The organism is Hoyosella subflava DQS3-9A1, from assembly GCF_000214175.1.
GTDB lineage: Bacteria > Actinomycetota > Actinomycetes > Mycobacteriales > Mycobacteriaceae > Hoyosella > Hoyosella subflava.
Map to the genome: position 1 here is coordinate 612,625 of NC_015564.1, position 21,448 is coordinate 634,072.

Below are 21,448 nucleotides of genomic sequence, written 5' to 3' on the forward strand. Positions count from 1 at the left end.
GGACCTGTGGTCCAAGCTTTGCGGGCACTGGGCCCGACTACTAGAGCAAAGGATTTTGACTATGACAACTGCAATTCAGCCAGCGCAGCAGAACTCTGGCGCCGGGACCGTCGCCAGACCGAATTCCTCGAGCCTCGCTGATGTCGTTGACACCATTCTTGACAAAGGACTCGTCATCGACGCGTTCGTGCGCGTCTCCCTTGTAGGGATCGAGCTGTTGACCATCGACGCGCGGATCGTGGTCGCGAGTGTTGACACTTACTTGCGATTCGCCGAGGCAGTCAATCGTCTCGAACTAGGGACCGAGGAACCGAAGGATCTGAGCGATCTGACTGAGAGCATCACTTCAGGCGGTGCGAAGTCCAAGACCAAGGGAATGCTGGAAGCGGCTGGTGAAAAGGTTGGAGATCTTCTCGGCAACGGCGATGAGAAAGAAGCCGAGAAAGAGGACGAGAAGGAAAAGGTAGAGACGAAAGGGCGATCGAGGAAGGCGAAGGCGTGATGACTGAACAAACCAGTACCGCCGTTGAATCATCAGGGCCGGAAGGTACCGCCATTTACGTTTACGGAATTGTCCTGGCGAGCGACGGGAATGAGGGAGCCGAATCACTGCCAGAGGCGGGGCCAGTGGTTGGCGGCGGTGAGCAGGCTGTCAGACAGGTCCGGCGCGGGAAGCTAGCCGCCCTCGTGAGCGAACTCTCCCCTGATCATCCCCTCGGGAAGCCTGAAGACTTGATGGCCCACGCGCGTATCGTGGATCAGGTAGCGGCAAAGGCGTCGGTGTTGCCTTTCAAGTTCGGCGCTGTCGTCACAGACGAGCAGGCGGTGAAAGACGAGTTGATTGGCCCCAACGAGGATCAATTCTTGTCTGCCCTGAAGGCGTTGGACGGGCAGGCTGAGTTTCTCGTGAAGGGCCGCTACATCGAAGAGGCCGTGCTGCGTGAAGTGCTGGCGGAAAACCCCGACGCCGGGAAGTTGCGAGATCAGATCGCCGGGCAACTGGAAGATGTCACCCGAGACGCGCGCATAGCGCTCGGCGAGGTAGTAAACCAGGCGATTGAAGCGAAACGCCAAGCAGACACACAGTTAGTGGCACAGATGCTCGAACCTTTCGCATCGGTGACGAACGTGCGCGAAGCGACCAACGAACTTGACGCTGCCGCGATCGCAGTGCTCGCGCCCCGCAGCCAGCAGAAAGACATCGAGCAAGCGGTCGGTGAGCTCGCCAAGAACTGGGACGGCCGTGTCGACATCACCCTGTTCGGGCCGATCGCCGCGTACGACTTCGTCGTCACGCAAGCATCGGAGGCCTGACGGATGGGACTTATCACCGGAATCCTCGGCCTTCCGCTGCTGCCCGTGCGAGGGGTAGTGGCGGTAGCCGAGGTCATCCGTGATCAAGTCGATCAGGAGATGCATTCGCCAGGTGCTGTGCGCCGTGATCTCGAAACTCTCGCGGGACAACGCGAAGCAGGAGAAATCTCTGCAGCGGAGGAGACCGAGGGCCAGCAACAAATCCTCGACCGGATGAGTAAGCCGCGAGGGGAACCACCTGGCAAGGCAGAAGGCGGTGCACAGGAAAATGGCGAGTGAGAGTAGCGACACCAGCAAAGAGGGCACGCTAGCACCGATGGAGGCTGCGCAGGTGGCCGCCCGGCTCCTAGCGGAACTGACCGGTAAGGAACCGCAGGGAGTTACCTCGCTGGCACCAGCCGACGAGGGCTGGGAAGTGGAGGTGGAAGTCGTCGAAGATCATAGGGTTCCATCCTCAGCCGACATCTTGTCTCTCTACGAGATTCAGATCGACCAGGAGGGGAATCTCCTCTCGTGGCGGCGGACCAGGCGTTACCCGCGTGGCCGGGGAGATGAGGCGCAATGACAATCGCGCAAGGTGGGGGAAATCAGCTCCCCACAAGCTATCGCTCAGGCGGGGGCTCCTCCGCGAACCTCGCGGACATCCTCGAACGCGTCCTGGATAAAGGACTGGTCATTGCCGGTGATATTCAGGTCAACTTGCTGGACATCGAGCTGCTTACGATCAAGCTACGGCTAGTTGTGGCCTCACTCGAAACTGCCAAAGAAGTCGGCATCGACTGGTGGGAGCACGACCCATGGCTCACAGGGCGCAGCAGAATGGCTGAGCTTGAGGAGCAAAACGAAGAACTCCGTACGAGGCTTGCCGAGCTGGAGCAGAAGACATCGAGCACGCGCCCGGTGCGCGAAAAGAAAAAGAAGCGTGATGGGTGAGCCCACGGGACTCTGGATGTACGCCGTCACTCCTGGAGGCCTCGAGTTGGAGCATCTGAATGGTCTCGAAGGCGTGGGTGGAGGGGAGCCGCGCGCCGTCGAAGCGGCGGGCCTCGTAGCAGTGGTCGAGGCAGTGCCGCTCACAGAGTTCGGTGAGGAAGCGTTGCATCACAACCTGGAGAACCTGAGCTGGCTGGAGAAGGTCGCGAGGGCCCACGACGCCGTCATAGCAGCAGTGACGAAGGACGTATCCGCTGTTCCCTTGCGGCTAGCGACGGTGTGCCTTGATGACGATCGTGTACGCGCGATACTAAAGGAGCGGTCAGCGGAGTTTTCCAAAGCACTCCGGCTCATCGAAGGCCGCTCAGAGTGGGGCCTCCGCGCGCATTTGCGCCGAGCGGACGATACATCGGGAACCACGGCAGGTTCGACGGGACAAGCGAAGCGGTCTTCTGGCACCGTCCAGCGCGGTGCAGGCGCGGCGTACCTCCAGCGGCGCCGCACCCAGCTCACTGCCCGGCAAGAAGCGGAACGCGCCGCAGCCGAGGCCGTGAACGCCGTACATCAAGAACTCTGTAAGTATGCGGTGGGCGCACGGCGGCAACCCCCTCCGAGCCAGCAACTCACGGGAACAGCTGAACCCGTGCTGTTGAACGGTACGTACCTCGTTGACCAAGCCCGGACAGGCGATTTCCTCGCCGCGGTGGAGGAAATGCAAGCCACGAGTCCAGCGCTGCGGCTCGTGCTCACCGGGCCGTGGCCTCCTTATTCGTTTACAGCGGCTGCGCAGGCGACTGTTCCGACGACACGTGGCGGTGGGGAGCAGAGTCGATGACGGCGACCCCTGCGCACTTGTCGCCCTCCGCTGACGAGCCGGAACGCCGGATCGCGTTGGTCGACCTTCTCGACCGCGTATTAGCGGGTGGTGTCGTGATCACAGGAGATATCACGCTATCGATCGCAGACGTAGACCTTGTCCGGATTTCCCTGCGCACGCTGATCTCGTCCGTCAGCGCGCTTGAACCAGCCCTCAGGTGGGAGGACGACGGTGCCAGTGGATGAGGGGCCGGGGGGAAACGAGCACGAACTGACTCGCCGGATCGACGCGAGCCCTGAATCCGTTGAACGGGGCCTCGCTAGTCTTGTGCTCACTATCGTGGAGTTGTTGCGTCAGCTTATGGAGAGACAAGCATTGCGAAGAGTCGAAGTGGGTGATCTCAGCGAGGACCAGATCGAAAACATCGGCCAGACACTTATGCTGCTCGACGAGAAAATGCAAGAACTGCTAGAGCACTTCGATCTGACCCCCGCAGACCTCAACATCGACCTCGGGCCGCTGGGGCCACTGCTGGGGCCAGACTGAGGTCCGCTTACGTTCCGTGCTTGCGCAACTGATAGATCCCGTGGGTGGAAGCGACTACCTGCCCACTAGTGTCGGCGAGTTCGGCCTCTAGTTCGAAGTCTGCTTTGCCATTCGCTTCCGCCGCTTCAGCAACTGCCTCCACGATGTCAGATGGGAGCACGGCTGTCGCACGAATCGTCGTGGTGGCCGGACGACGAAAACGGATTTGCACATCCTTCACGATGGGGTAGAACTTCGCGCTGTCGAATGTCGGCAAACAGATTGCACCGCCGAGCACCTCAGCGACGGTGAACAGCACTCCCGCGTAAACGGTCCCGATATGGTTCGTGTTGCCGTCCACGGGTACCTCACCGACGACACGGCCTTTCTCGAGCTCGACAATCTTGACGCCCATGCGGTGCGCTGGCGGCAGCATGTGCTCGATCCCGGCGTTGGCCATCATGAGGTAGGGAGGTTCGTCACTCATTTTCCTAGCAATCCCTTCGCGACGTGGGTGATCTGGACTTCGTTGCTGCCCGCGTAGATCATCAGCGACTTAGCGTCGCGCGCAAGCTGTTCGACTCGGTACTCCGACATGTATCCGTTGCCACCGAAGAGTTGTACGGCGTCCATAGCCACCTCAGTGGCAGCTTCAGAGGCGTACCACTTCATCGCCGATGCTTCCGCCAAGGAGGGCATCTTGCCTGCGCGTCCCATTTCGATGCCCTGGAACACCATGTTCTGGACGTTGACGCGCGCCACCTCCATCTTCGCGAGTTTGAGCTGAATCAGCTGCAGATCGGCTATAGGTGTGCCCCAAAGTTTTCTGTCCTTCGCATACTCGATGCACAGGCGCCGACACTCATTGATGACGCCGAGGGCCATTGCAGCTACGCCCATCCGCTCTACGACGAAGCCTTCTTTGGCGCTTTGGCGGCCGTCTCCGCCTTCGTGGTCCTCGGTTTCGCCGAGAAGGCGGTCGCGGCCGAGGCGGACGTTGTCGAAGAACAGTTCACCGGTGGGGGAGGAGTGGAGACCCATTTTGCGCATTGGCCGGGATTGGGTGAAACCCTCCATACCTTTGTCGAGCACGAATGTCAGTACCTTGCGGTCGCGCGGCGGTGTGCCGTCTTTCTCGTCTAGCTTCGCGTAGACGATCACGGTGTCTGCATAGGGTCCGTTCGTGATGAAGGTTTTCTGGCCGTTGAGCAGGTAGTCGTCGCCGTCGCGTTTGACGCTGGTTTTCATGCCACCGAACGCATCGGAACCAGAATCGGGCTCGGTGAGAGCCCAGGCGGCTACCTTCTCCATGGTGACGAGTGGGGGGAGCCAGCGTTCCTTCTGCGCGAGTGTGCCCCGTGCCTGGATAGTTGCGGCTCCCAAACCAAGGCTGACGCCCATGGCGGCGAACATCCCCATGCTTACGCCGCAAAGCTCGCTGCACAGAATCGCGCCGAGCGATTCTTGTCCTCCGCCAAAGCCGCCCGAAGTTCGCCGTTCGCCGGACTTCTTGGTGGCGTCCTTGGCGGGTGGGGCTTCGCCCGCTGCGACAGCCGCCTCTCGTGCCCGCTGTTTGTCGAGCATCTTTGTCACGGTTTCACGAGCCATCACGTCGATGCCGAACGACGTGAAGAGCTTTCGCAGCAGGTCGTACGGCGGCATGTCGCCGTGCTCGAGTTCGTCGATGTGCGGGCGGACCTCTTTGTTGATGAACTCGCGGATCGCATCGCGCATCATGAGATCGGTTTCGGACCACTCAATCATGTGATTCTCCGTTGAATCGGCGCGTTCACTGGGTGAATGCGCGACGTCACCGATAAGCCCAGGTCCCTGTCCGTCAAAAGTCCTAATAAGAAGTGCAGGGTCCGAGGCACCATCGAGCCCCCCATTGAAGTGAGGACGGCTGTCATCAATCTATTGGTGATCGTATAGGACCGTCAATCAGGAGTGGAGAAGCCGGGCGTCGCGGTGCGTAGGAATTGAGGATGAGGATGACGCAGTGATCGGTGAGTTCGTCGCGGGTGACGTGCAATGTGCCGCCGAGCCACGCAGAGAAGAGGGCACCGAGAGATCCGGTGAGTCCAAGGGCGGTCATCGCGCGGGAGGTGCGGCTCGGTCGATCGGGTCCGGCGGGAAACTGCGCGCGCATCAACTTAGTGATTATGGGACCGAACGTGACACCGACGCCGGTCAGTGCTTTCTCAGCGAGTGGCTCTACGAGTAGAAGCCTGCCCTTGCGGGGATCATCGATGGCGAATGAAAGGAAAGCATTGACGATCGTGCGCGCACGCGTTTCCAGCGAATCATCGGGCAGGCGGGAGATGGAGTCGCGAAGAAGAGCGAGAGCTTCTCCGACCACTTCGTTGAAGGTTGTAACGACAAGATCGTCGCGACCATCGAAGTTCTCGTAGAAGTATCGGTCCGTCAGGCCGGCTTTGCGGCAGACAGACCGGACCGTGACCGCTGTGCAGCCCTCGCCTCCAATCAGAGAGAGCGCGGTGTCCACCAGATTCCGCCTGCGCTCGGCCCGTCGTTCCTCCAGTGTGGTGCCAGCCCAAACCCTTCGCTCTGGTCCTTTGGGTGAATCGTCCGGGGCAGCCATTTACACCTCTCCGATGTGCCTGCGTGAAGACATTCTAGGGCGAGAGCGGGTTTCCACACCTGCCCTCGGCTTTGCTCACGGGAACGAAACTGCAAGGGGTGCGCGCGCAGCGCGCGCCAGCCGCGCCGTGAAGGTGGTACCCGAACGTGAGGCAGGCAAGCCCCCTACCAGCGCATTTGTTTTTCCGTTTGCATGTGTGTAACTTTCTTGGAGCCAGCGGATGCGGAGAGAAACTTTCCCAGCCGAGGGCAGTCCCTCAAAGCAAACCGACTCACTCAAACAAGGTCCTTCACGGAGCTTGCGGGAGCGAATCAGCGCTGCTAAGATGGACGATCGTGCCCTGAGGGGGTCTGGACTGTTTGGTTTGGGTCTTGGGGTGTGTTGTTTGAGAACTCAACAGTGTTTTGGTTTTTGTTTGATGGTGCCGGGATTGATGACAGTCCTTTGGTGCTGTTGTTTGGATGCCTGATTCAGATCCCTAGTCGGGGTTGGGTGTCTGTTTTTGTTTTTTTTTGCCAGTTTTTGGCTCTGTTTTTCTGATCGTGTCCTGGTGCCTTTTTTTGGGGTGTTGGGGTGTGTTTGGTTTTTAACGGAGAGTTTGATCCTGGCTCAGGACGAACGCTGGCGGCGTGCTTAACACATGCAAGTCGAACGGTAAGGCCTTTCGGGGTACACGAGTGGCGAACGGGTGAGTAACACGTGGGTGATCTGTCTTGCACTCTGGGATAAGCCTGGGAAACTGGGTCTAATACCGGATAGGACCTGCTCCTGCATGGGGGTGGGTGGAAAGCGTTATGTAGCGGTGTGAGGTGGGCCCGCGGCCTATCAGCTTGTTGGTGGGGTAATGGCCTACCAAGGCGGTGACGGGTAGCCGGCCTGAGAGGGCGACCGGCCACACTGGGACTGAGACACGGCCCAGACTCCTACGGGAGGCAGCAGTGGGGAATATTGCACAATGGGCGCAAGCCTGATGCAGCGACGCCGCGTGGGGGATGACGGCCTTCGGGTTGTAAACCTCTTTCAGCGCCGACGAAGCGAGAGTGACGGTAGGCGCAGAAGAAGCACCGGCCAACTACGTGCCAGCAGCCGCGGTAATACGTAGGGTGCGAGCGTTGTCCGGAATTACTGGGCGTAAAGAGCTCGTAGGTGGTTTGTCGCGTTGTCTGTGAAAACCTACTGCTTAACAGTGGGCGTGCAGGCGATACGGGCAGGCTGGAGTACTGCAGGGGAGACTGGAATTCCTGGTGTAGCGGTGAAATGCGCAGATATCAGGAGGAACACCGGTGGCGAAGGCGGGTCTCTGGGCAGTAACTGACGCTGAGGAGCGAAAGCGTGGGGAGCGAACAGGATTAGATACCCTGGTAGTCCACGCCGTAAACGGTGGGTACTAGGTGTGGGTTCCTTCCACGGGATCCGTGCCGTAGCTAACGCATTAAGTACCCCGCCTGGGGAGTACGGCCGCAAGGCTAAAACTCAAAGGAATTGACGGGGGCCCGCACAAGCGGCGGAGCATGTGGATTAATTCGATGCAACGCGAAGAACCTTACCTGGGTTTGACATGCACTAGACGCGTCCAGAGATGGGCGTTCCCTTGTGGCTGGTGTGCAGGTGGTGCATGGCTGTCGTCAGCTCGTGTCGTGAGATGTTGGGTTAAGTCCCGCAACGAGCGCAACCCTTGTCTCATGTTGCCAGCACGTAATGGTGGGGACTCGTGAGAGACTGCCGGGGTCAACTCGGAGGAAGGTGGGGATGACGTCAAGTCATCATGCCCCTTATGTCCAGGGCTTCACACATGCTACAATGGCTGGTACAGAGGGCTGCGATGCCGTGAGGTGGAGCGAATCCCTTAAAGCCGGTCTCAGTTCGGATCGGGGTCTGCAACTCGGCCCCGTGAAGTCGGAGTCGCTAGTAATCGCAGATCAGCAACGCTGCGGTGAATACGTTCCCGGGCCTTGTACACACCGCCCGTCACGTCATGAAAGTCGGTAACACCCGAAGCCCATGGCCCAACCCCTTTGTGGGAGGGAGTGGTCGAAGGTGGGATCGGCGATTGGGACGAAGTCGTAACAAGGTAGCCGTACCGGAAGGTGCGGCTGGATCACCTCCTTTCTAAGGAGCTTTGCTCTTAGAGATTATTATTGCGGCCTGGCTTGCGTGACCGTTCGTGTCACGGGCTGTGGGCCGTGCCGGGTGGACATCATCAAACAATTTCTCCGCTGTGTGCGGGGTGCTGGAACACTGTTGGGGTTCTGAGGCAGCACGCCTGGTCTCTCCTGTTGTGGGAGGGGTTTGTGTGGGTGTGGTGTGTTCAGGGGCGTCGCTGGGATCGCTGGCTGGAGTGGATGTTCACACTGTGTGTGGGGTCTGTGGCTGGTGGGTGCTGGTGGTGTGTGTTGTTTGAGAGCTGGATAGTGGTGTGACGAGTGTTTATTGCTTGTGATTGATTTTTTGTGTTGTAAGTGTTTAAGGGCGCATGGTGGATGCCTTGGCATCAGGAGCCGATGAAGGACGTGGGAGGCCGCGATAGGCCTCGGGGAGCTGTCAGCCGAGCTGTGATCCGAGGGTGTCCGAATGGGGAAACCCAGCACGAGTGATGTCGTGTTACCCGCCGTTGAATGTATAGACGGTGTGGAGGGAACGCGGGGAAGTGAAACATCTCAGTACCTGCAGGAAGAGAAAACAATTGAGTGATTCCGTGAGTAGTGGCGAGCGAAAGCGGATGGTGGCTAAACCTTGTGCGTGTGATACCCGGCGGGGGTTGCGTATGAGGGGTTGTGGGGCAGTGTTGTTCTGTTACCGCCGTGACAGTCAGATCCAGTGTGTGTGTTAGCGGAAGCCGCTTGGGATGGTGTGCCGGAGAGGGTGAGAGTCCCGTACGCGAAAATGTATGCCTGGTCTGTGACGTTGTACCCGAGTAGCAGCGGGCCCGTGAAATCTGCTGTGAATCTGCCGGGACCACCCGGTAAGCCTGAATACTCCCTGATGACCGATAGTGGATAAGTACCGTGAGGGAATGGTGAAAAGTACCCCGGGAGGGGAGTGAAATAGTACCTGAAACCATGCGCTTACAATCCGTCAGAGCCTTCCCTTCGGGGTGGGGTGATGGCGTGCCTTTTGAAGAATGAGCCTGCGAGTTAGTGGCATGTCGCGAGGTTAACCCGTGAGGGGCAGCCGTAGCGAAAGCGAGTCTGAATAGGGCGTCGCAGTGGCATGTTCTAGGCCCGAAGCGGAGTGATCTACCCATGGCCAGGGTGAAGCGTCGGTAAGACGTCGTGGAGGCCCGAACCCACTTAGGTTGAAAACTGAGGGGATGAGTTGTGGGTAGGGGTGAAAGGCCAATCAAACTCCGTGATAGCTGGTTCTCCCCGAAATGCATTTAGGTGCAGCGTCACGTGTTTCTTGCCGGAGGTAGAGCTACTGGATGGCCGATGGGCCTCACCAGGTTACTGACGTCAGCCAAACTCCGAATGCCGGTAAGTGAGAGCGTGGCAGTGAGACTGCGGGCGATAAGGTTCGCTGGTCGAGAGGGAAACAGCCCAGATCGCCGGCTAAGGCCCCTAAGCGTGTGCTAAGTGGAAAAGGATGTGGGACCGCTCAGACAGCCAGGAGGTTGGCTTAGAAGCAGCCACCCTTGAAAGAGTGCGTAATAGCTCACTGGTCTAGTGGTCCTGCGCCGATAATGTAGCGGGGCTCAAGCACACCGCCGAAGCCGCGGCACTCCAGCATGACATCCGCACACCCCCTTGGGGGTGTGTGCAGTGGCTGGGGTGGGTAGGGGAGCGTCCTGCATCCAGGGAAGCAGCCGTGTGAACGAGTTGTGGAGGGTGTGGGAGTGAGAATGCAGGCATGAGTAGCGAAAGCAGAGTGAGAAACTCTGCCGCCGGATGACCAAGGGTTCCTGGGGCAGGTTAATCCGCCCAGGGTGAGTCGGGACCTAAGGCGAGGCCGACAGGCGTAGTCGATGGATAACGGGTTGATATTCCCGTACCCGTGTGGGCGCGTCCGTGGTGAATCGGTGAGACTAACCACCCAGAAGCCCTCTGTCCCGCTTCGGCGGGTGTGAGGGTGGATGCGTGGGACCTGATCCGGTAGTAGCCAAGCGATGGGGTGACGCAGGAAGGTAGTGGGGCCAGTCAGTGGTAATACTGGTGTAAGCCTGTAGCCCGGTGGATAGGTAAATCCGTCTGCCATTGAAGGGTGAGAGGTGATGCGACCCCGTTGAGGGGGATTCCATGATCCTATGCTGCCGAGAAAAGCCTCTAGCGAGTTCCCGCATGGCCCGTACCCCAAACCGACACAGGTGGTCAGGTAGAGAATACTAAGGCGCTCGAGTTAACTGTGGTTAAGGAACTCGGCAAAATGCCCCCGTAACTTCGGGAGAAGGGGGACCACGCCCGGTGAGCCACCATTGCGTGGGGAGCTGGGGGTGGTCGCAGAGACCAGAGAGAAGCGACTGTTTACTAAAAACACAGGTCCGTGCGAAGCCGCAAGGCGAGGTATACGGACTGACGCCTGCCCGGTGCTGGAAGGTTAAGAGGACCGGTTAGCCCGTAAGGGCGAAGCTGAGAATTTAAGCCCCAGTAAACGGCGGTGGTAACTATAACCATCCTAAGGTAGCGAAATTCCTTGTCGGGTAAGTTCCGACCTGCACGAATGGCGTAACGACTTCTCTGCTGTCTCAACCACAGGCTCGGTGAAATTGCATTACGAGTAAAGATGCTCGTTACGCGCGGCAGGACGAAAAGACCCCGGGACCTTTACTGCAGCTTGGTATTGGTGTCTGGTTCGGTTTGTGTAGGATAGGTGGGAGACTGTGAAACCCTCACGCCAGTGGGGGCGGAGTCATTGTTGAAATACCACTCTGACCGGATTGGGCATCTAACCTCGGACCCTGAACGGGTTCAGGGACAGTGCCTGGTGGGTAGTTTAACTGGGGCGGTTGCCTCCTAAAAAGTAACGGAGGCGCCCAAAGGTTCCCTCAGCCTGGTTGGCAATCAGGTGCTGAGTGCAAGTGCACAAGGGAGCTTGACTGTGAGACGTACATGTCGAGCAGGGACGAAAGTCGGGACTAGTGATCCGGCACCCCCGAGTGGAAGGGGTGTCGCTCAACGGATAAAAGGTACCCCGGGGATAACAGGCTGATCTTCCCCAAGAGTCCATATCGACGGGATGGTTTGGCACCTCGATGTCGGCTCGTCGCATCCTGGGGCTGGAGTAGGTCCCAAGGGTTGGGCTGTTCGCCCATTAAAGCGGCACGCGAGCTGGGTTTAGAACGTCGTGAGACAGTTCGGTCTCTATCCGCCGCGCGCGTTAAGAAACTTGAGGAAACCTGTCCCTAGTACGAGAGGACCGGGACGGACGGACCTCTGGTATGCCAGTTGTCCCACCAGGGGCACGGCTGGTTAGCCACGTCCGGAAGGGATAACCGCTGAAAGCATCTAAGCGGGAAGCCCGTTCCAAGATGAGGTTTCTCACCAACACGATTGGGTAAGGCCCCCCACAGACCATGGGGTTGATAGGCCAGAACTGGAAGCACGGCAACGTGTGCAGGTGACTGGTACTAACCGGCCGAGGACTTACACACAACCCAACACAACACAAAACACGCGCACACCACTACCCAGCATCTGAAACAACACACCACCCCAAAACAAACAACACAACAAAAAACTTGTCACGGCGGCCATAGCGGAGCGGGAAACGCCCGGACCCATCCCGAACCCGGAAGCTAAGCCCTCCAGCGCCGATGGTACTGCACACGCGAGAGTGCGGGAGAGTAGGACACCGCCGGACATCAACAACCAGAGGGGGACCCACCAGGGTCCCCCTCTGACCCATTTCTGGACCAATTATCGGGTCCTGGACCCGCCGCTGGATACACCTCGTTACGCGCACCAGAAGCATCTCAAGATCCAATCGCCTACTGTGGAAAGCATGATCGGTAGGGGTGCACGGTGATCACGATCCCGGTACAGATGCCTGACTCGACTGTCACGCCCGTCCGGGTTTTTGAAGGAGCCGACGGTGCGCCGGCAATAGTGGTGTGGCCAGGATTCGGACTTTCCGCGAGCTACTACGATCCGTTCGCCTCAGCGCTCACTGAGCACGGCGTCAACGTCGTCGTTGCAGAATTGCGCGGCCAAGGGGCCAGCGAACCCAGTCCTAGCCGGGAAAGTTCCTTCGGATACCAGGAAATGCTGACCGTCGACTTCCCTGCAGTACTCGAAGTAGCGCGCGAACAGTTCCCTGCAAGTACGCCTTACCTGCTCGGTCACTCCGTTGGTGGCCAGTTGGCTGTCATGTTCGCGGCGCGGGTCGGGCACAACCTGGGTGGGCTGATTCTCGTGGCGGCAGGGTCCCCGTATTTCAAGGGCTTCCCGGGAGCGCGGGTGTTCGGTCCGCTCGTCGGTGCGCAAGCGATGTCGCTCACCGCTAACATCGCTGGTTACTGGCCGGGGGATAAAGTGAACTTCGCGGGGTTCGGTCCCCAATCCAAAACACTAATCACCGACTGGTCGAGGTTTGCCCGTACGGGCCGCATGGCGCCTACTGGAGCAGATATCGACTACGAAGCACGAATCGCTGAAATCGACCTGCCTGTGCTGGCGATCTCCGTTGCACGAGATGATCTTGCGCCTGGGCAATCCGTCAAGAACCTTGTTAGCAAGCTGGCGAGCGCCAAGGTCACCTCGTGGCGTAATTCGCAGCCGCTTGGTCATGTCGGCTGGATCCGTGAACCCAAGTCAACCGTCACGCGTATAAAGAGCTGGCTGGACGATTTGGCTTAGTCACATACCAACCCATTCGTTCGTTATTCGTCCGTTATTCGTAGGCGGTACTTTCATGCGCGTTATCGATCTTGCTGTTCTGGTTGACCCTGTCTGGTGGTCCTCAACAATAGAGCTTTCCTGTCAGTGTGTAGCGGGCTGTGGGCTGCAGGAGCGGAGAAGAGTGATAACACGTACGTTTCTTGATTAGCCGAACTAAGGGTGTTTGACGACCGGCTAAATGACGGACTGTTATGTTTAATTAATACCTGTTGTGATCTGGGCGTGATGAAAAGGTACGCGTAAAAATGGCGGATATACTTCCCAAATGTGCCATTAGATGTTCCAATGATTCAGGATGCCGCTTTGGATCCTGAAGGAAATTCGATTCGATCACACAGGAGTGAACATGGGAAGCCTGGAAGCATTCGCTGACTTCGGCGCGATGTTTGATGCGTTTTTTAACTTCTTCGACTTCTTCGGCGGCGGAGGCGAAGCAGGCGGCGACGGGGGCTTCACCTTCCTCAGCTGATGCGGTAGACCGATCTCCATCGGTCTCCACTAATTGAAGCCCACACGGCGCGCGGACTGGAAGTCCGGGCGCCGTGTGCGTTGTGCGGTTTGCGAGCGCCGCGCTCGTCACCCCCGCCTGGGAGGGCTCCAGCCTCCGAAGCCAGCCTCGAGTGCCATCGCCACCCGAAGTGCGACGTGATCGTTGCCGGGTGCTGCCGCGACTTGGAGGCCAAGGGGCAATCCGGAACTATTGAGCCCCGTTGGTACTTGAGTGACTGGTAAGCCCAGGATATTGAACACGATCGTGTTGCTGGCGAGCCATGGTTGCCCGTAGGTGGTGAAGTGGCGGGGCGCCAGCCGCGGAAACGGCGGAAACAGGAGCGCGCCGTCTCCGAGTAGTTCAGTGAGGTGGTCGGCGGCCTTTTGGGCACCGTCGACGAGACGGCGTGCTGCACGGGTGCGTAAGCGCCGCGCGGGTGCAGCTTCAGCGAGACGTAGCAGCGCGACAGGCGCAGTGGCGAGGCTCCGAAGAGCCGACATGTTCGCGGTGTTCGAGGCGCCGACGATTTCGGCCACGATGCTCGCGAAGTCAAGACTCGAGGAAAGTGCCGCGAGTGCCTGGGCGATTGTCCAGCGCAGCGCAGGAAGCGAAACCTCAGTGACCTGAGCCCCTTGAGCCTCGAGCATCCGCCCTGCCAAGAACCGCGCCGTTTCGAGGTCCGCTCGTGGCTTGGTGAGCGTCGCGCCTGTGGCCAGCACAACACGGAGCCCGGATAGCCTCACGTTTTCTGGGTCACCGAGAGGCATCAGGGCGGAGACGGGATCACTACCATGAGGCCCGCCGATGACCTGCAACACGAGGTGGAGGTCCTCCGCACGTCTGGTTACTGGGCCCAGAAAGAGCGTCTTGCGGGCGTCACCGTTCGCCATCGGGAAATGACCAGTAGTGGGGACGAGGCCAACCGAGGGCAGATGCGCGAAAACGCCGTTGAAGAACGCAGGGATGCGCAATGACCCGCCGAGGTCCGACCCAATCGAGACGGGGGAACCGCCGCAGGCAACTGCGGCCCCATCGCCTCCCGAGGAGCCGCCAGCGGTGCGTGACAGATCGTATGGGTTGTTGACCCGACCGTAGAGCGGGTTATACGTCTCCATCCAGAAGACGGGGCCAGCTGAATTGGTTACACCGAGGACAATTCCGCCGGCCGCGCGCAAGCGGGCAATAGCAGGGGCGTCTTCCTCGGGGATGACGTTGCGCCGGTGCGGGAAGCCCGCGGAATTGGGCAGTCCCCGGACAGCGATGAACTCCTTGACCGTAAATGGGACCCCGCAGAGCGGTGGTAGGGGTGTGTCTCGATGCGCGCTTGCGAGAAAGTCGTCCGCACGGTCGGCGTCGGCAAGCGCTTCAGCGAAGCGGCCGCGCGCGATCGCGCCGAGATTCTTGTTCCGCTCGAGCATCGAAATGTGCTCTTGCACGACTTCGCGTGATGTGAGTTGCCGCGAAGCGATCGCGTGGGCGAGTTCGCGCGCCGACCACTCGGTCAGGCGTTCCTTCCGCCCAGCGCCGATGTGTTGTGGCTCCGCTAGTTCCGTCATAACCAGCCCCTCACCGTTGAGTACTGGTGCGTGTGTTGAGACTGAGGTCAGTATGGACCACTGAGAATTGGGTCGCTGACGATTGTCTCGATTGTGACCGTATGCGCGATCCCACACCAGTAAATCCGACCCAACTCAGGACAGCGACTGGGCACACGACTACCCTTTTGTAGCGTGGCTGCACATTATGACGTTGTTGTTCTCGGAGCTGGACCTGGTGGGTACGTAGCGGCGATCCGCTGTGCGCAACTAGGACTTAAAACTGCGATTGTGGAAGAGAAGTACTGGGGTGGGGTCTGCCTCAACGTGGGCTGTATCCCCTCGAAGGCGCTGCTGCGCAACGCCGAACTCGCCCACCTCATTACTAAAGAAGCCAAGGTCTTTGGCATCGAGGGAGAGGTGAAGCTCGATTTCGGAGCTGCCTACGACCGGAGCCGTAAGGTCGCTGACGGCCGGGTCAAGGGTGTCCACTTCCTCATGAAGAAAAACAAGATCACCGAATATGAAGGGCGCGGCTCCTTCACGGATGATCACACGATTTCTGTCGAGTTGTCCAAAGGCGGGACTGAAGAGGTCACGTTCGACAACGCGATCATCGCGACTGGTACCGAAACCAAGTTGCTGCCGGGCACGGAGCTCAGCGAGAACGTTGTGACTTACGAAGAACAGATCATGACTCGGGACCTGCCGGGATCGATCGTCATTGTCGGTGCTGGCGCGATCGGTATGGAGTTCGGCTACGTGCTCGCCAACTATGGTGTCGACGTCACCATCGTTGAGTTCCTCGACCGTGCGCTGCCAAATGAGGACGCGGATGTCTCGAAGGAAATCGAGAAGACGTACAAGAAGCTCGGCGTCAAGGTCAAGACAGGCGCGTCGGTGCAGAGCATCGAGGACGACGGTTCGTCCGTCACGGTGAAGATCAAGGACAACAAGACCGAGAAGACTGAAACCGTTACGGTCGACAAGGTGCTTCAGGCAGTTGGATTCGGTCCGCGCGTCAAGGGTTTCGGGCTCGAAAACACGGGTGTTGAGCTCACCGATCGTGGTGCGATCGAAATCGACGCGCGCATGCGTACGAACGTGCCGCACATCTATGCGATCGGCGACGTCACCGCCAAATTGATGCTCGCACACGTTGCTGAGGCGCAGGGCGTCGTGGCCGCGGAAACTATCGGTGATGCCGAGACGCTCGAGCTCGGTGACTACCGGATGATGCCGCGCGCTACCTTCTGCCAGCCTCAGGTTGCGAGCTTTGGCCTCACCGAGCAGCAGGCCAAGGATGAGGGTTACGACATCAAGGTCGCGACTTTCCCGTTCATGGCTAACGGCAAGGCGCATGGCTTGGGGGATACGACCGGCTTCGTGAAGCTCATCGCTGACAAGAAGTACGGTGAACTCCTCGGCGGGCACCTGATCGGTCCGGACGTGTCCGAACTTCTTCCCGAGCTGACGCTCGCGCAGAAGTGGGACCTGACAGTGAACGAACTGGCACGGAACGTGCACACGCACCCGACTCTCAGCGAAGCGCTCCAGGAGGCGATCCACGGCCTCGCGGGACACATGATCAACTTTTAGGCAACCGACAGTGGAGGGGTGCGCCGCTCACGAGTGGGGTAGCGCACCCCTCCACATGGTCTGGGCTACTCCAGTGTTGGGCTACTCGGTGCTAGCGCGCCGCGCCTGTGGTCACGCTCGATCCGCAGCACGCGGATTGTCGTTGCTAAGGCGTCATATTGACCGATGAGCATCACAATTTCGATCAGTTCGCGGGTCTTGTAGAACCGGCTCAGCCGTTCCCAAGTCTCATCATCGATGTCTTTGGTTTGGATGACCTGGTCGACTGCTGTCAGCAGGGCGGCGTGACGAACTGACCAGCCGGGTGCAGACGGCCCGCGCTCGATGCGATCGATGATTGCGGGGCTGAGCCCTGCACGCTTTCCGAGTCGTTCGTGATGGTCATATTCGTAGTCGCAGCCGCGCAAATAGGCGATTCGCAGAATCGCCATTTCCACCTCGTACCGGGGAATTGAGCCGAAAGGCATTAGCCGTGCCGAGAACATCAGCCACGCGCGGAAGAGTCCGCGCGCCTGGCCAAGCGTGCTGAAGAGGTGCACGTCATCGACGCGCATCACCTGTGACGCAAGACGGCTGAACCCCCAGTTCGCTGGGCCGAGTTCGGCAAGGGAACCAGGCGAAATCCGGGGCTTCATCGTCACAGTTCTCCTACTCAGGTTGCGGGGTCGTGAGCGGCGCCCGCTCAGTCCGGGCTACTTCGAGGGCGGCGGCAACGTTACGCCGCACCGTAAGGTCGACCACGCGCTGGGCGATTGGCCGTACGTAGCGTAGTGGCTTGGCATGGGACGGCGCTGCGATGACCCGTGCGCGGCTCGCGATTCCTCTCTCCAGCGCTGTGATTGCCGATTCGAGGGGTGCCACTCCGGGGAGGTGTGACGATTTCGTCAGCGCGTGCGCCGCGTCAGTGCCGAATCCGCGGCTTGTCATGTCGGTGTCGATCCTGCCGAAATACGCTACCCCCACGCGTGCGCCGGTCGGCTGGAGTTCAGTCCGCAGGGTGTTGCCGAGCGCTTCTACGCCCGCCTTGGAAGCGCTGTACGCGCCGACGAGGGGCAGGTTGATGACAGCAGCGAGGGAGGAAACGAGCAGAAAGTAACCGCGCGTGCGTGCGATGTGAGGCGCTGCGGCGTAGATCGTGTTGTAGGCACCAGTGAGGTTGACTTCGATGGTGCGGCGGAAGATTTCGGGGTCACCCTCGATCAGCGGTAGCTGTGCTGCGATGCCGGCGTTCGCGACGACCACATCGATGCCGTCCAGGCGTGCACGGACCGAATCGACAGCGGCGTGAACGCTCTCTAGCTTCGCGACATCGCACTCGTGCCACGGTGCGCCCCCGCATTGCGTGGCGACGCCTTCAAGCAGCTCGGGTTCAAGGCCGATCAGGCCGACATGCGCGCCCCGATCAGTGAGGCGCTGAGCAAGCGCCGCGCCGATCCCCCGTGCCGCGCCGGTGATGAGTATGCGGCGGCCACTTAGCTTTTTATCGAGTTTCCCCGTCACGCCCCCACCATACGTGCCGGGAGCGTGCGCGCGATGCAGTTCATCTGTGCGCACGCGCGGATGCGGTTTGATACGCCGCCCAGCCCCCGTATCCCGAAATGTCATTACCGTCAGGTTCGCTGCACCCGAATCCCACTACCCACCTGCCGTCCTCGAGTTCAGTCTTGCCCAGCGTCATTGGGCGGGGGAGAGCCGCAAGGAATTGCCCGAGACCTGCGTGCGGGAGCCGCCATAGTTCGCCCCTAAGGCTCACACCACCGGCTGACCGGATTACTGCGGGCTTGGCGATAGGTCCAGGCAGGGCGAGCATCCGATAAGCGGCGGCGGTTCGTACTTCGCTGACGAACCGTGCCCCAGCGTCCAGGAGCTCACGATTCAATGGGAAGCCGCGCATGTGTGCGCCAAATACAGCCACCTCGGCGCCGGTTTCGGTAAAGATCCCTGGCACGGTGCCGGTGATCGCAGACGCGATATCGATTGCGGCTTGATCGTCGAAAGCTCGCGTTACGACGCTGACACCGAAGAGTCCGCCGTCCGCCTCACCTGCCGGCACGGCGACCGCAGCCATGTCGAGCAAGTTCAGGAAGTTGGTATAGGTCCCCATCATGGCGTTGACGCCGAGCGGGTCAGCGGCAACTTCGGCGAGGGTGGGGTGAGTGGGCGCTGTGGGCAGGAGCATCGCATCGAATCCGTCGAGCAGTGCCTGCGTCTGGAGTTTTACTGCGCGCAGTTGCTGTTGGTCCCGCGCCAGTTGCGCGCCCGTGACGTGCTTCGCATCGGCAGCAATCCGCTGGACTGACGCGTCGGCGGTCACGCCTCCGCCGGTCACGAACTCACCGAATGACGCATAGCGTTCAGCGACGAGCGCGCCATCGTAGAGAAGTCTTGCGGCACTAAGGAACGGGGAAATCTCGATAGTCGACACTCTCGCGCCGGCAGCTTCGAGTTGCATCACCGCCGCCGCGAAACATTCACGTGCCTCGTGAGAGAGCAGCGTCAGATCCTTCTGGGACGGTATTGCAACGTGCGGCGTCACTGGTGCGGCGAGACGGGCATCAGTGGGCCATGGTCGTGATGCCGGGTCCCTGGGTGAGGGGCCCGCCATGGTCCGCATGACGCGCACCGCGTCTGCGAGAGCCGGCGCGAACGCGGTCAGGCAGTCGTATGAGGGGCATGCCGGGACAACCCCATCTGTCGGGATCAGGCCCAGCGTGGCCTTGATACCGACGATTCCGTTCAGAGCTGCTGGTACGCGTCCCGAGCCTGCCGTGTCTGTGCCCAGCGCGAAGTCCGCAATCCCAAGTGCCACCGCAACCGCGGAGCCTGAACTCGAACCTCCTGCGATTCGCTCAGGATGGTGCGCATTCCGGCACGCACCGTAGGGGCTTCGCGTCCCGACAAGGCCGGTAGCGAATTGGTCGAGGTTCGCTTTGCCGAGCACGATCGCCCCAGCATCGACCAGCCGCTGAACTCCAGTCGCAGAGCGCTCCGGAGTGTAAGCGAACTCTGGGCACGCAGCTGTAGTGGGCAGTCCGGCTACGTCGATGTTGTCTTTGACGGCGAACACCGTTCCTGCGAGGGGGAGTGCGGGGTCCACTGCCGCGGCCTCCGCAAGCACGTCCCCGATGGGGCGCAAGTGTATCCAGACCTCCGGGCGATCCGTCTCCGCGATGCGTTCGTAGGCTCGGAGGACGCGATCGTGGGGTGTCGATGGCATGGCGCTCACTCCTTATCTGTCGGTCGATAGAAATCACATACCGAAATGTGCGCCCAGATGACACCTCGGCAGGGCACCTGGGCGCAGCACTGGCGCTAATCAGATCGTCATGGCTGCCCGAACCTCGTGAGCCGCTGCCGTACCTCCCGGGCCAGATGCGGTGACGCGGCCGGCTTCGAGGACGTAGTACCTGCTCGCGGCGCGCAACGCAAAACCGATGTGCTGCTCCACCAGCAGCACACCCAGCCCGCCCCGCTGGGTGAGCGCGAGGATCTTTTCTTCGATCTCCTGGACAACCGAAGGCTGGATGCCCTCTGTGGGTTCGTCGAGGATCAGCATCCGCGGCTCCGTGATCAATGCCCTCGCGATCGCGAGCTGCTGCCGCTGACCACCGGAAAGCAGTCCAGCCCGCCTCGTGAGAAGCTCCTTCAGCGCAGGAAACATGTCCAGTGATTCGTCGATGAGCTCCTTGCCGCGGGCCCGCCCGTCCGCGACGACCTGAAGATTCTCCATCGTCGTCAACTGGCCGAACGACTGCTGGCCTTGCGGAACATATGCAAGTCCGCGCGTGACTCGGGCGCTCGGCCGCATGAGCGTGACGTCCTCGCCGTCGAAATGGACACTGCCCTTGCTGGCTTTCAGTAGCCCGACGGCGGTGCGAAGCAGAGTCGTCTTTCCGGCCCCATTGTGGCCCATGATCGCCACAACCCCGTCCGTCGGCACCTCGATCGACACGTCGTATATGACGGTGGTCTTGCCGTAGCCGGTGTGGACGCCCTTCAGTTCAAGCATCGTCACCCTCCTCAAGCTCGGTGCCTGCCGCAGCGGCCGTTCCGAGGTAAACCTGCTGGACCTTGGGGTCTGCCTGCACCTCGGCCACGGTGCCTTCACTCAGCACTTTTCCGCCGTGCAGCACCGTCACCGAAGTGGCGAACTGCCGCATGAAGTCCATGTCGTGCTCAACTACGACGACCGTCCGCTCGCCCCCGATGCGGCGAAGCAGGTTTCCGGTTTCCTCTCGCTCCTCATGGCTCATGCCAGCCACAGGTTCGTCGAGCAGCAGAACGGTCGAATTCTGGACGAGCAGCATGCCAATTTCTAGCCACTGCTTCTGCCCGTGAGCGAGAACCCCCGCGGGTTTGTCCCGCAACCCGCCGAGACCGATGATGTCGAGTGCCTCGTCGATCTTCGCCTCCACGCCCCTCCGGGTACGGAGCAGCGCGAGCGCTGAACGCTGGGCTCCCGCAGCGATATCGAGATTCTGCAGGACCGTCAGGTTTTCAAAAACACTGGCGGTCTGGAACGTGCGGCCGACGCCGAGGCGGGCAATCTTGTGCGCCCGCTTGCCGATCAGCTCAACACCAGACTTCTGGACCGAACCAGTAGCGGAAACAAGTCCAGTAATGGCATCTACCAGCGTTGTCTTGCCGGCGCCGTTGGGGCCTATCAGGAAGCGCAGATCCCCCTGCAGCAGAGTCATGTTCACGCCGGATACCGCTTTGAAACCGTCGAAGTCGACAGTCAAATCCGAGATCTCCAGGTACTCGGACCCCATACCGACGTTGCCGCCGTAGGCGGGTTCATGT

The 21,448-nt window shown here is 60.2% G+C and carries 20 protein-coding genes and 3 rRNA genes; 14 read left to right on the forward strand and 9 right to left on the reverse strand.

The genetic code is table 11. The features are described from left to right. Positions 1 to 61 precede the first annotated feature (61 nt). The 8 genes from gvpJ to AS9A_RS02845 are packed head-to-tail and all read left to right on the forward strand — an operon-like array spanning position 62 to position 3,610. Complete coding sequence (gene gvpJ / locus AS9A_RS02810; RefSeq protein WP_013805382.1) at positions 62 to 502, forward strand: gas vesicle protein GvpJ; 441 nt, start codon at positions 62 to 64, stop codon at positions 500 to 502. Beyond that, the gene (locus AS9A_RS02815; protein ID WP_237707869.1) at positions 502 to 1,314 is read left to right on the forward strand and encodes a GvpL/GvpF family gas vesicle protein; all 813 of its coding nucleotides are present in this window, start codon (positions 502 to 504) and stop codon (positions 1,312 to 1,314) included. Before gvpJ ends, AS9A_RS02815 begins: the two co-directional genes overlap by 1 nt. A 3-nt stretch (positions 1,315 to 1,317) precedes the next feature. Then, positions 1,318 to 1,593: a gas vesicle protein GvpG gene (locus AS9A_RS02820; protein WP_013805384.1), complete on the forward strand. Its 276-nt coding sequence runs from the start codon at positions 1,318 to 1,320 to the stop codon at positions 1,591 to 1,593. Continuing rightward, positions 1,583 to 1,879, forward strand: coding sequence for a gas vesicle protein GvpO (gene gvpO, locus AS9A_RS02825; RefSeq protein WP_049793636.1), 297 nt, complete (start codon positions 1,583 to 1,585; stop codon positions 1,877 to 1,879). Before AS9A_RS02820 ends, gvpO begins: the two co-directional genes overlap by 11 nt. After that, entirely contained in the window at positions 1,876 to 2,247 is a 372-nt protein-coding gene (locus AS9A_RS02830; RefSeq protein ID WP_013805386.1) for a gas vesicle protein, read from the forward strand. Before gvpO ends, AS9A_RS02830 begins: the two co-directional genes overlap by 4 nt. Next, positions 2,240 to 3,082, forward strand: a complete 843-nt coding sequence (locus tag AS9A_RS02835; protein ID WP_041450812.1) for a GvpL/GvpF family gas vesicle protein — start codon at positions 2,240 to 2,242, stop codon at positions 3,080 to 3,082. The genes AS9A_RS02830 and AS9A_RS02835 overlap by 8 nt, the downstream gene beginning before the upstream one ends. Beyond that, entirely contained in the window at positions 3,079 to 3,309 is a 231-nt protein-coding gene (locus AS9A_RS02840) for a gas vesicle protein (protein WP_013805388.1), read from the forward strand. Before AS9A_RS02835 ends, AS9A_RS02840 begins: the two co-directional genes overlap by 4 nt. Continuing rightward, the gene (locus AS9A_RS02845) at positions 3,296 to 3,610 is read left to right on the forward strand and encodes a gas vesicle protein K (protein WP_013805389.1); all 315 of its coding nucleotides are present in this window, start codon (positions 3,296 to 3,298) and stop codon (positions 3,608 to 3,610) included. The genes AS9A_RS02840 and AS9A_RS02845 overlap by 14 nt, the downstream gene beginning before the upstream one ends. Before the next feature lie 7 nt (positions 3,611 to 3,617). On the opposite strand, the gene AS9A_RS02850 is transcribed toward AS9A_RS02845, so the two are convergent. The 3 genes from AS9A_RS02850 to AS9A_RS02860 form a co-directional block, all read right to left on the reverse strand. Then, the gene (locus AS9A_RS02850; RefSeq protein WP_013805390.1) at positions 3,618 to 4,076 is read right to left on the reverse strand and encodes a PaaI family thioesterase; all 459 of its coding nucleotides are present in this window, start codon (positions 4,074 to 4,076) and stop codon (positions 3,618 to 3,620) included. Continuing rightward, a complete protein-coding gene (locus AS9A_RS02855; RefSeq protein WP_013805391.1) occupies positions 4,073 to 5,353 on the reverse strand; it encodes an acyl-CoA dehydrogenase family protein in 1,281 nt (426 codons plus the stop codon). The genes AS9A_RS02850 and AS9A_RS02855 overlap by 4 nt, the downstream gene beginning before the upstream one ends. A 145-nt stretch (positions 5,354 to 5,498) precedes the next feature. Beyond that, on the reverse strand, positions 5,499 to 6,191 hold the full coding sequence (locus tag AS9A_RS02860; RefSeq protein ID WP_013805392.1) for a TetR/AcrR family transcriptional regulator: 693 nt from the start codon (positions 6,189 to 6,191) through the stop codon (positions 5,499 to 5,501). 586 nt (positions 6,192 to 6,777) lie between these two features. Between AS9A_RS02860 and AS9A_RS02865 the strand changes: the two genes are divergently transcribed. From AS9A_RS02865 to AS9A_RS24765, 5 genes are all read left to right on the forward strand, one after another. Further along, positions 6,778 to 8,300, forward strand: a 16S ribosomal RNA gene (locus AS9A_RS02865). A 344-nt stretch (positions 8,301 to 8,644) separates the two neighbouring features. Continuing rightward, positions 8,645 to 11,775: ribosomal RNA gene (locus AS9A_RS02870) — 23S ribosomal RNA — on the forward strand. Between the two features lie 91 nt (positions 11,776 to 11,866). Continuing rightward, positions 11,867 to 11,984: ribosomal RNA gene (gene rrf, locus AS9A_RS02875) — 5S ribosomal RNA — on the forward strand. Together the 16S, 23S and 5S rRNA genes form the textbook arrangement of a ribosomal RNA operon. A 182-nt stretch (positions 11,985 to 12,166) precedes the next feature. Beyond that, positions 12,167 to 12,979, forward strand: a complete 813-nt coding sequence (locus AS9A_RS02880) for an alpha/beta hydrolase family protein (protein WP_041451437.1) — start codon at positions 12,167 to 12,169, stop codon at positions 12,977 to 12,979. A 388-nt stretch (positions 12,980 to 13,367) separates the two neighbouring features. Beyond that, positions 13,368 to 13,490: a hypothetical protein gene (locus AS9A_RS24765; RefSeq protein WP_260152438.1), complete on the forward strand. Its 123-nt coding sequence runs from the start codon at positions 13,368 to 13,370 to the stop codon at positions 13,488 to 13,490. Positions 13,491 to 13,597: 107 nt separating this feature from the next. On the opposite strand, the gene AS9A_RS02885 is transcribed toward AS9A_RS24765, so the two are convergent. Continuing rightward, on the reverse strand, positions 13,598 to 15,067 hold the full coding sequence (locus AS9A_RS02885) for an amidase (RefSeq protein ID WP_013805395.1): 1,470 nt from the start codon (positions 15,065 to 15,067) through the stop codon (positions 13,598 to 13,600). Positions 15,068 to 15,241: 174 nt separating this feature from the next. Here AS9A_RS02885 and lpdA point away from each other — a divergent pair, with 174 nt between their 5' ends. Then, complete coding sequence (gene lpdA / locus AS9A_RS02890) at positions 15,242 to 16,645, forward strand: dihydrolipoyl dehydrogenase (RefSeq protein WP_013805396.1); 1,404 nt, start codon at positions 15,242 to 15,244, stop codon at positions 16,643 to 16,645. 65 nt (positions 16,646 to 16,710) lie between these two features. Here the strand turns inward: lpdA and AS9A_RS02895 are convergent, their stop codons facing one another. The 5 genes from AS9A_RS02895 to urtD form a co-directional block, all read right to left on the reverse strand. Continuing rightward, complete coding sequence (locus tag AS9A_RS02895) at positions 16,711 to 17,280, reverse strand: carboxymuconolactone decarboxylase family protein (RefSeq protein WP_013805397.1); 570 nt, start codon at positions 17,278 to 17,280, stop codon at positions 16,711 to 16,713. A 13-nt stretch (positions 17,281 to 17,293) separates the two neighbouring features. Beyond that, positions 17,294 to 18,145, reverse strand: a complete 852-nt coding sequence (locus tag AS9A_RS02900) for an SDR family NAD(P)-dependent oxidoreductase (RefSeq protein ID WP_013805398.1) — start codon at positions 18,143 to 18,145, stop codon at positions 17,294 to 17,296. 40 nt (positions 18,146 to 18,185) lie between these two features. Next, a complete protein-coding gene (gene atzF / locus AS9A_RS02905) occupies positions 18,186 to 19,862 on the reverse strand; it encodes an allophanate hydrolase (protein ID WP_041450814.1) in 1,677 nt (558 codons plus the stop codon). 99 nt (positions 19,863 to 19,961) lie between these two features. Further along, the gene (gene urtE, locus AS9A_RS02910; protein WP_013805400.1) at positions 19,962 to 20,654 is read right to left on the reverse strand and encodes an urea ABC transporter ATP-binding subunit UrtE; all 693 of its coding nucleotides are present in this window, start codon (positions 20,652 to 20,654) and stop codon (positions 19,962 to 19,964) included. Continuing rightward, a complete protein-coding gene (gene urtD, locus AS9A_RS02915) occupies positions 20,647 to 21,417 on the reverse strand; it encodes an urea ABC transporter ATP-binding protein UrtD (RefSeq protein ID WP_049793830.1) in 771 nt (256 codons plus the stop codon). Before urtD ends, urtE begins: the two co-directional genes overlap by 8 nt. Positions 21,418 to 21,448: the final 31 nt, after the last annotated feature.

Bases quoted from the DNA above. Each gene is read 5' to 3' on its own strand.
- AS9A_RS02885 (WP_013805395.1), bottom strand. From the start codon at position 15,067: ATGACGGAACTAGCGGAGCCACAACACATCGGCGCTGGGCGGAAGGAA.
- AS9A_RS02840 (WP_013805388.1), top strand. From the start codon at position 3,079: ATGACGGCGACCCCTGCGCACTTGTCGCCCTCCGCTGACGAGCCGGAA.
- atzF (WP_041450814.1), bottom strand. From the start codon at position 19,862: ATGCCATCGACACCCCACGATCGCGTCCTCCGAGCCTACGAACGCATC.
- AS9A_RS02815 (WP_237707869.1), top strand. From the start codon at position 502: ATGACTGAACAAACCAGTACCGCCGTTGAATCATCAGGGCCGGAAGGT.
- gvpJ (WP_013805382.1), top strand. From the start codon at position 62: ATGACAACTGCAATTCAGCCAGCGCAGCAGAACTCTGGCGCCGGGACC.
- AS9A_RS02850 (WP_013805390.1), bottom strand. From the start codon at position 4,076: ATGAGTGACGAACCTCCCTACCTCATGATGGCCAACGCCGGGATCGAG.
- urtD (WP_049793830.1), bottom strand. From the start codon at position 21,417: ATGGGGTCCGAGTACCTGGAGATCTCGGATTTGACTGTCGACTTCGAC.
- urtE (WP_013805400.1), bottom strand. From the start codon at position 20,654: ATGCTTGAACTGAAGGGCGTCCACACCGGCTACGGCAAGACCACCGTC.
- AS9A_RS02860 (WP_013805392.1), bottom strand. From the start codon at position 6,191: ATGGCTGCCCCGGACGATTCACCCAAAGGACCAGAGCGAAGGGTTTGG.
- AS9A_RS02895 (WP_013805397.1), bottom strand. From the start codon at position 17,280: ATGAAGCCCCGGATTTCGCCTGGTTCCCTTGCCGAACTCGGCCCAGCG.
- AS9A_RS02830 (WP_013805386.1), top strand. From the start codon at position 1,876: ATGACAATCGCGCAAGGTGGGGGAAATCAGCTCCCCACAAGCTATCGC.
- AS9A_RS02880 (WP_041451437.1), top strand. From the start codon at position 12,167: ATGCCTGACTCGACTGTCACGCCCGTCCGGGTTTTTGAAGGAGCCGAC.
- AS9A_RS02835 (WP_041450812.1), top strand. From the start codon at position 2,240: ATGGGTGAGCCCACGGGACTCTGGATGTACGCCGTCACTCCTGGAGGC.
- AS9A_RS02820 (WP_013805384.1), top strand. From the start codon at position 1,318: ATGGGACTTATCACCGGAATCCTCGGCCTTCCGCTGCTGCCCGTGCGA.
- AS9A_RS24765 (WP_260152438.1), top strand. From the start codon at position 13,368: ATGGGAAGCCTGGAAGCATTCGCTGACTTCGGCGCGATGTTTGATGCG.
- AS9A_RS02855 (WP_013805391.1), bottom strand. From the start codon at position 5,353: ATGATTGAGTGGTCCGAAACCGATCTCATGATGCGCGATGCGATCCGC.
- gvpO (WP_049793636.1), top strand. From the start codon at position 1,583: ATGGCGAGTGAGAGTAGCGACACCAGCAAAGAGGGCACGCTAGCACCG.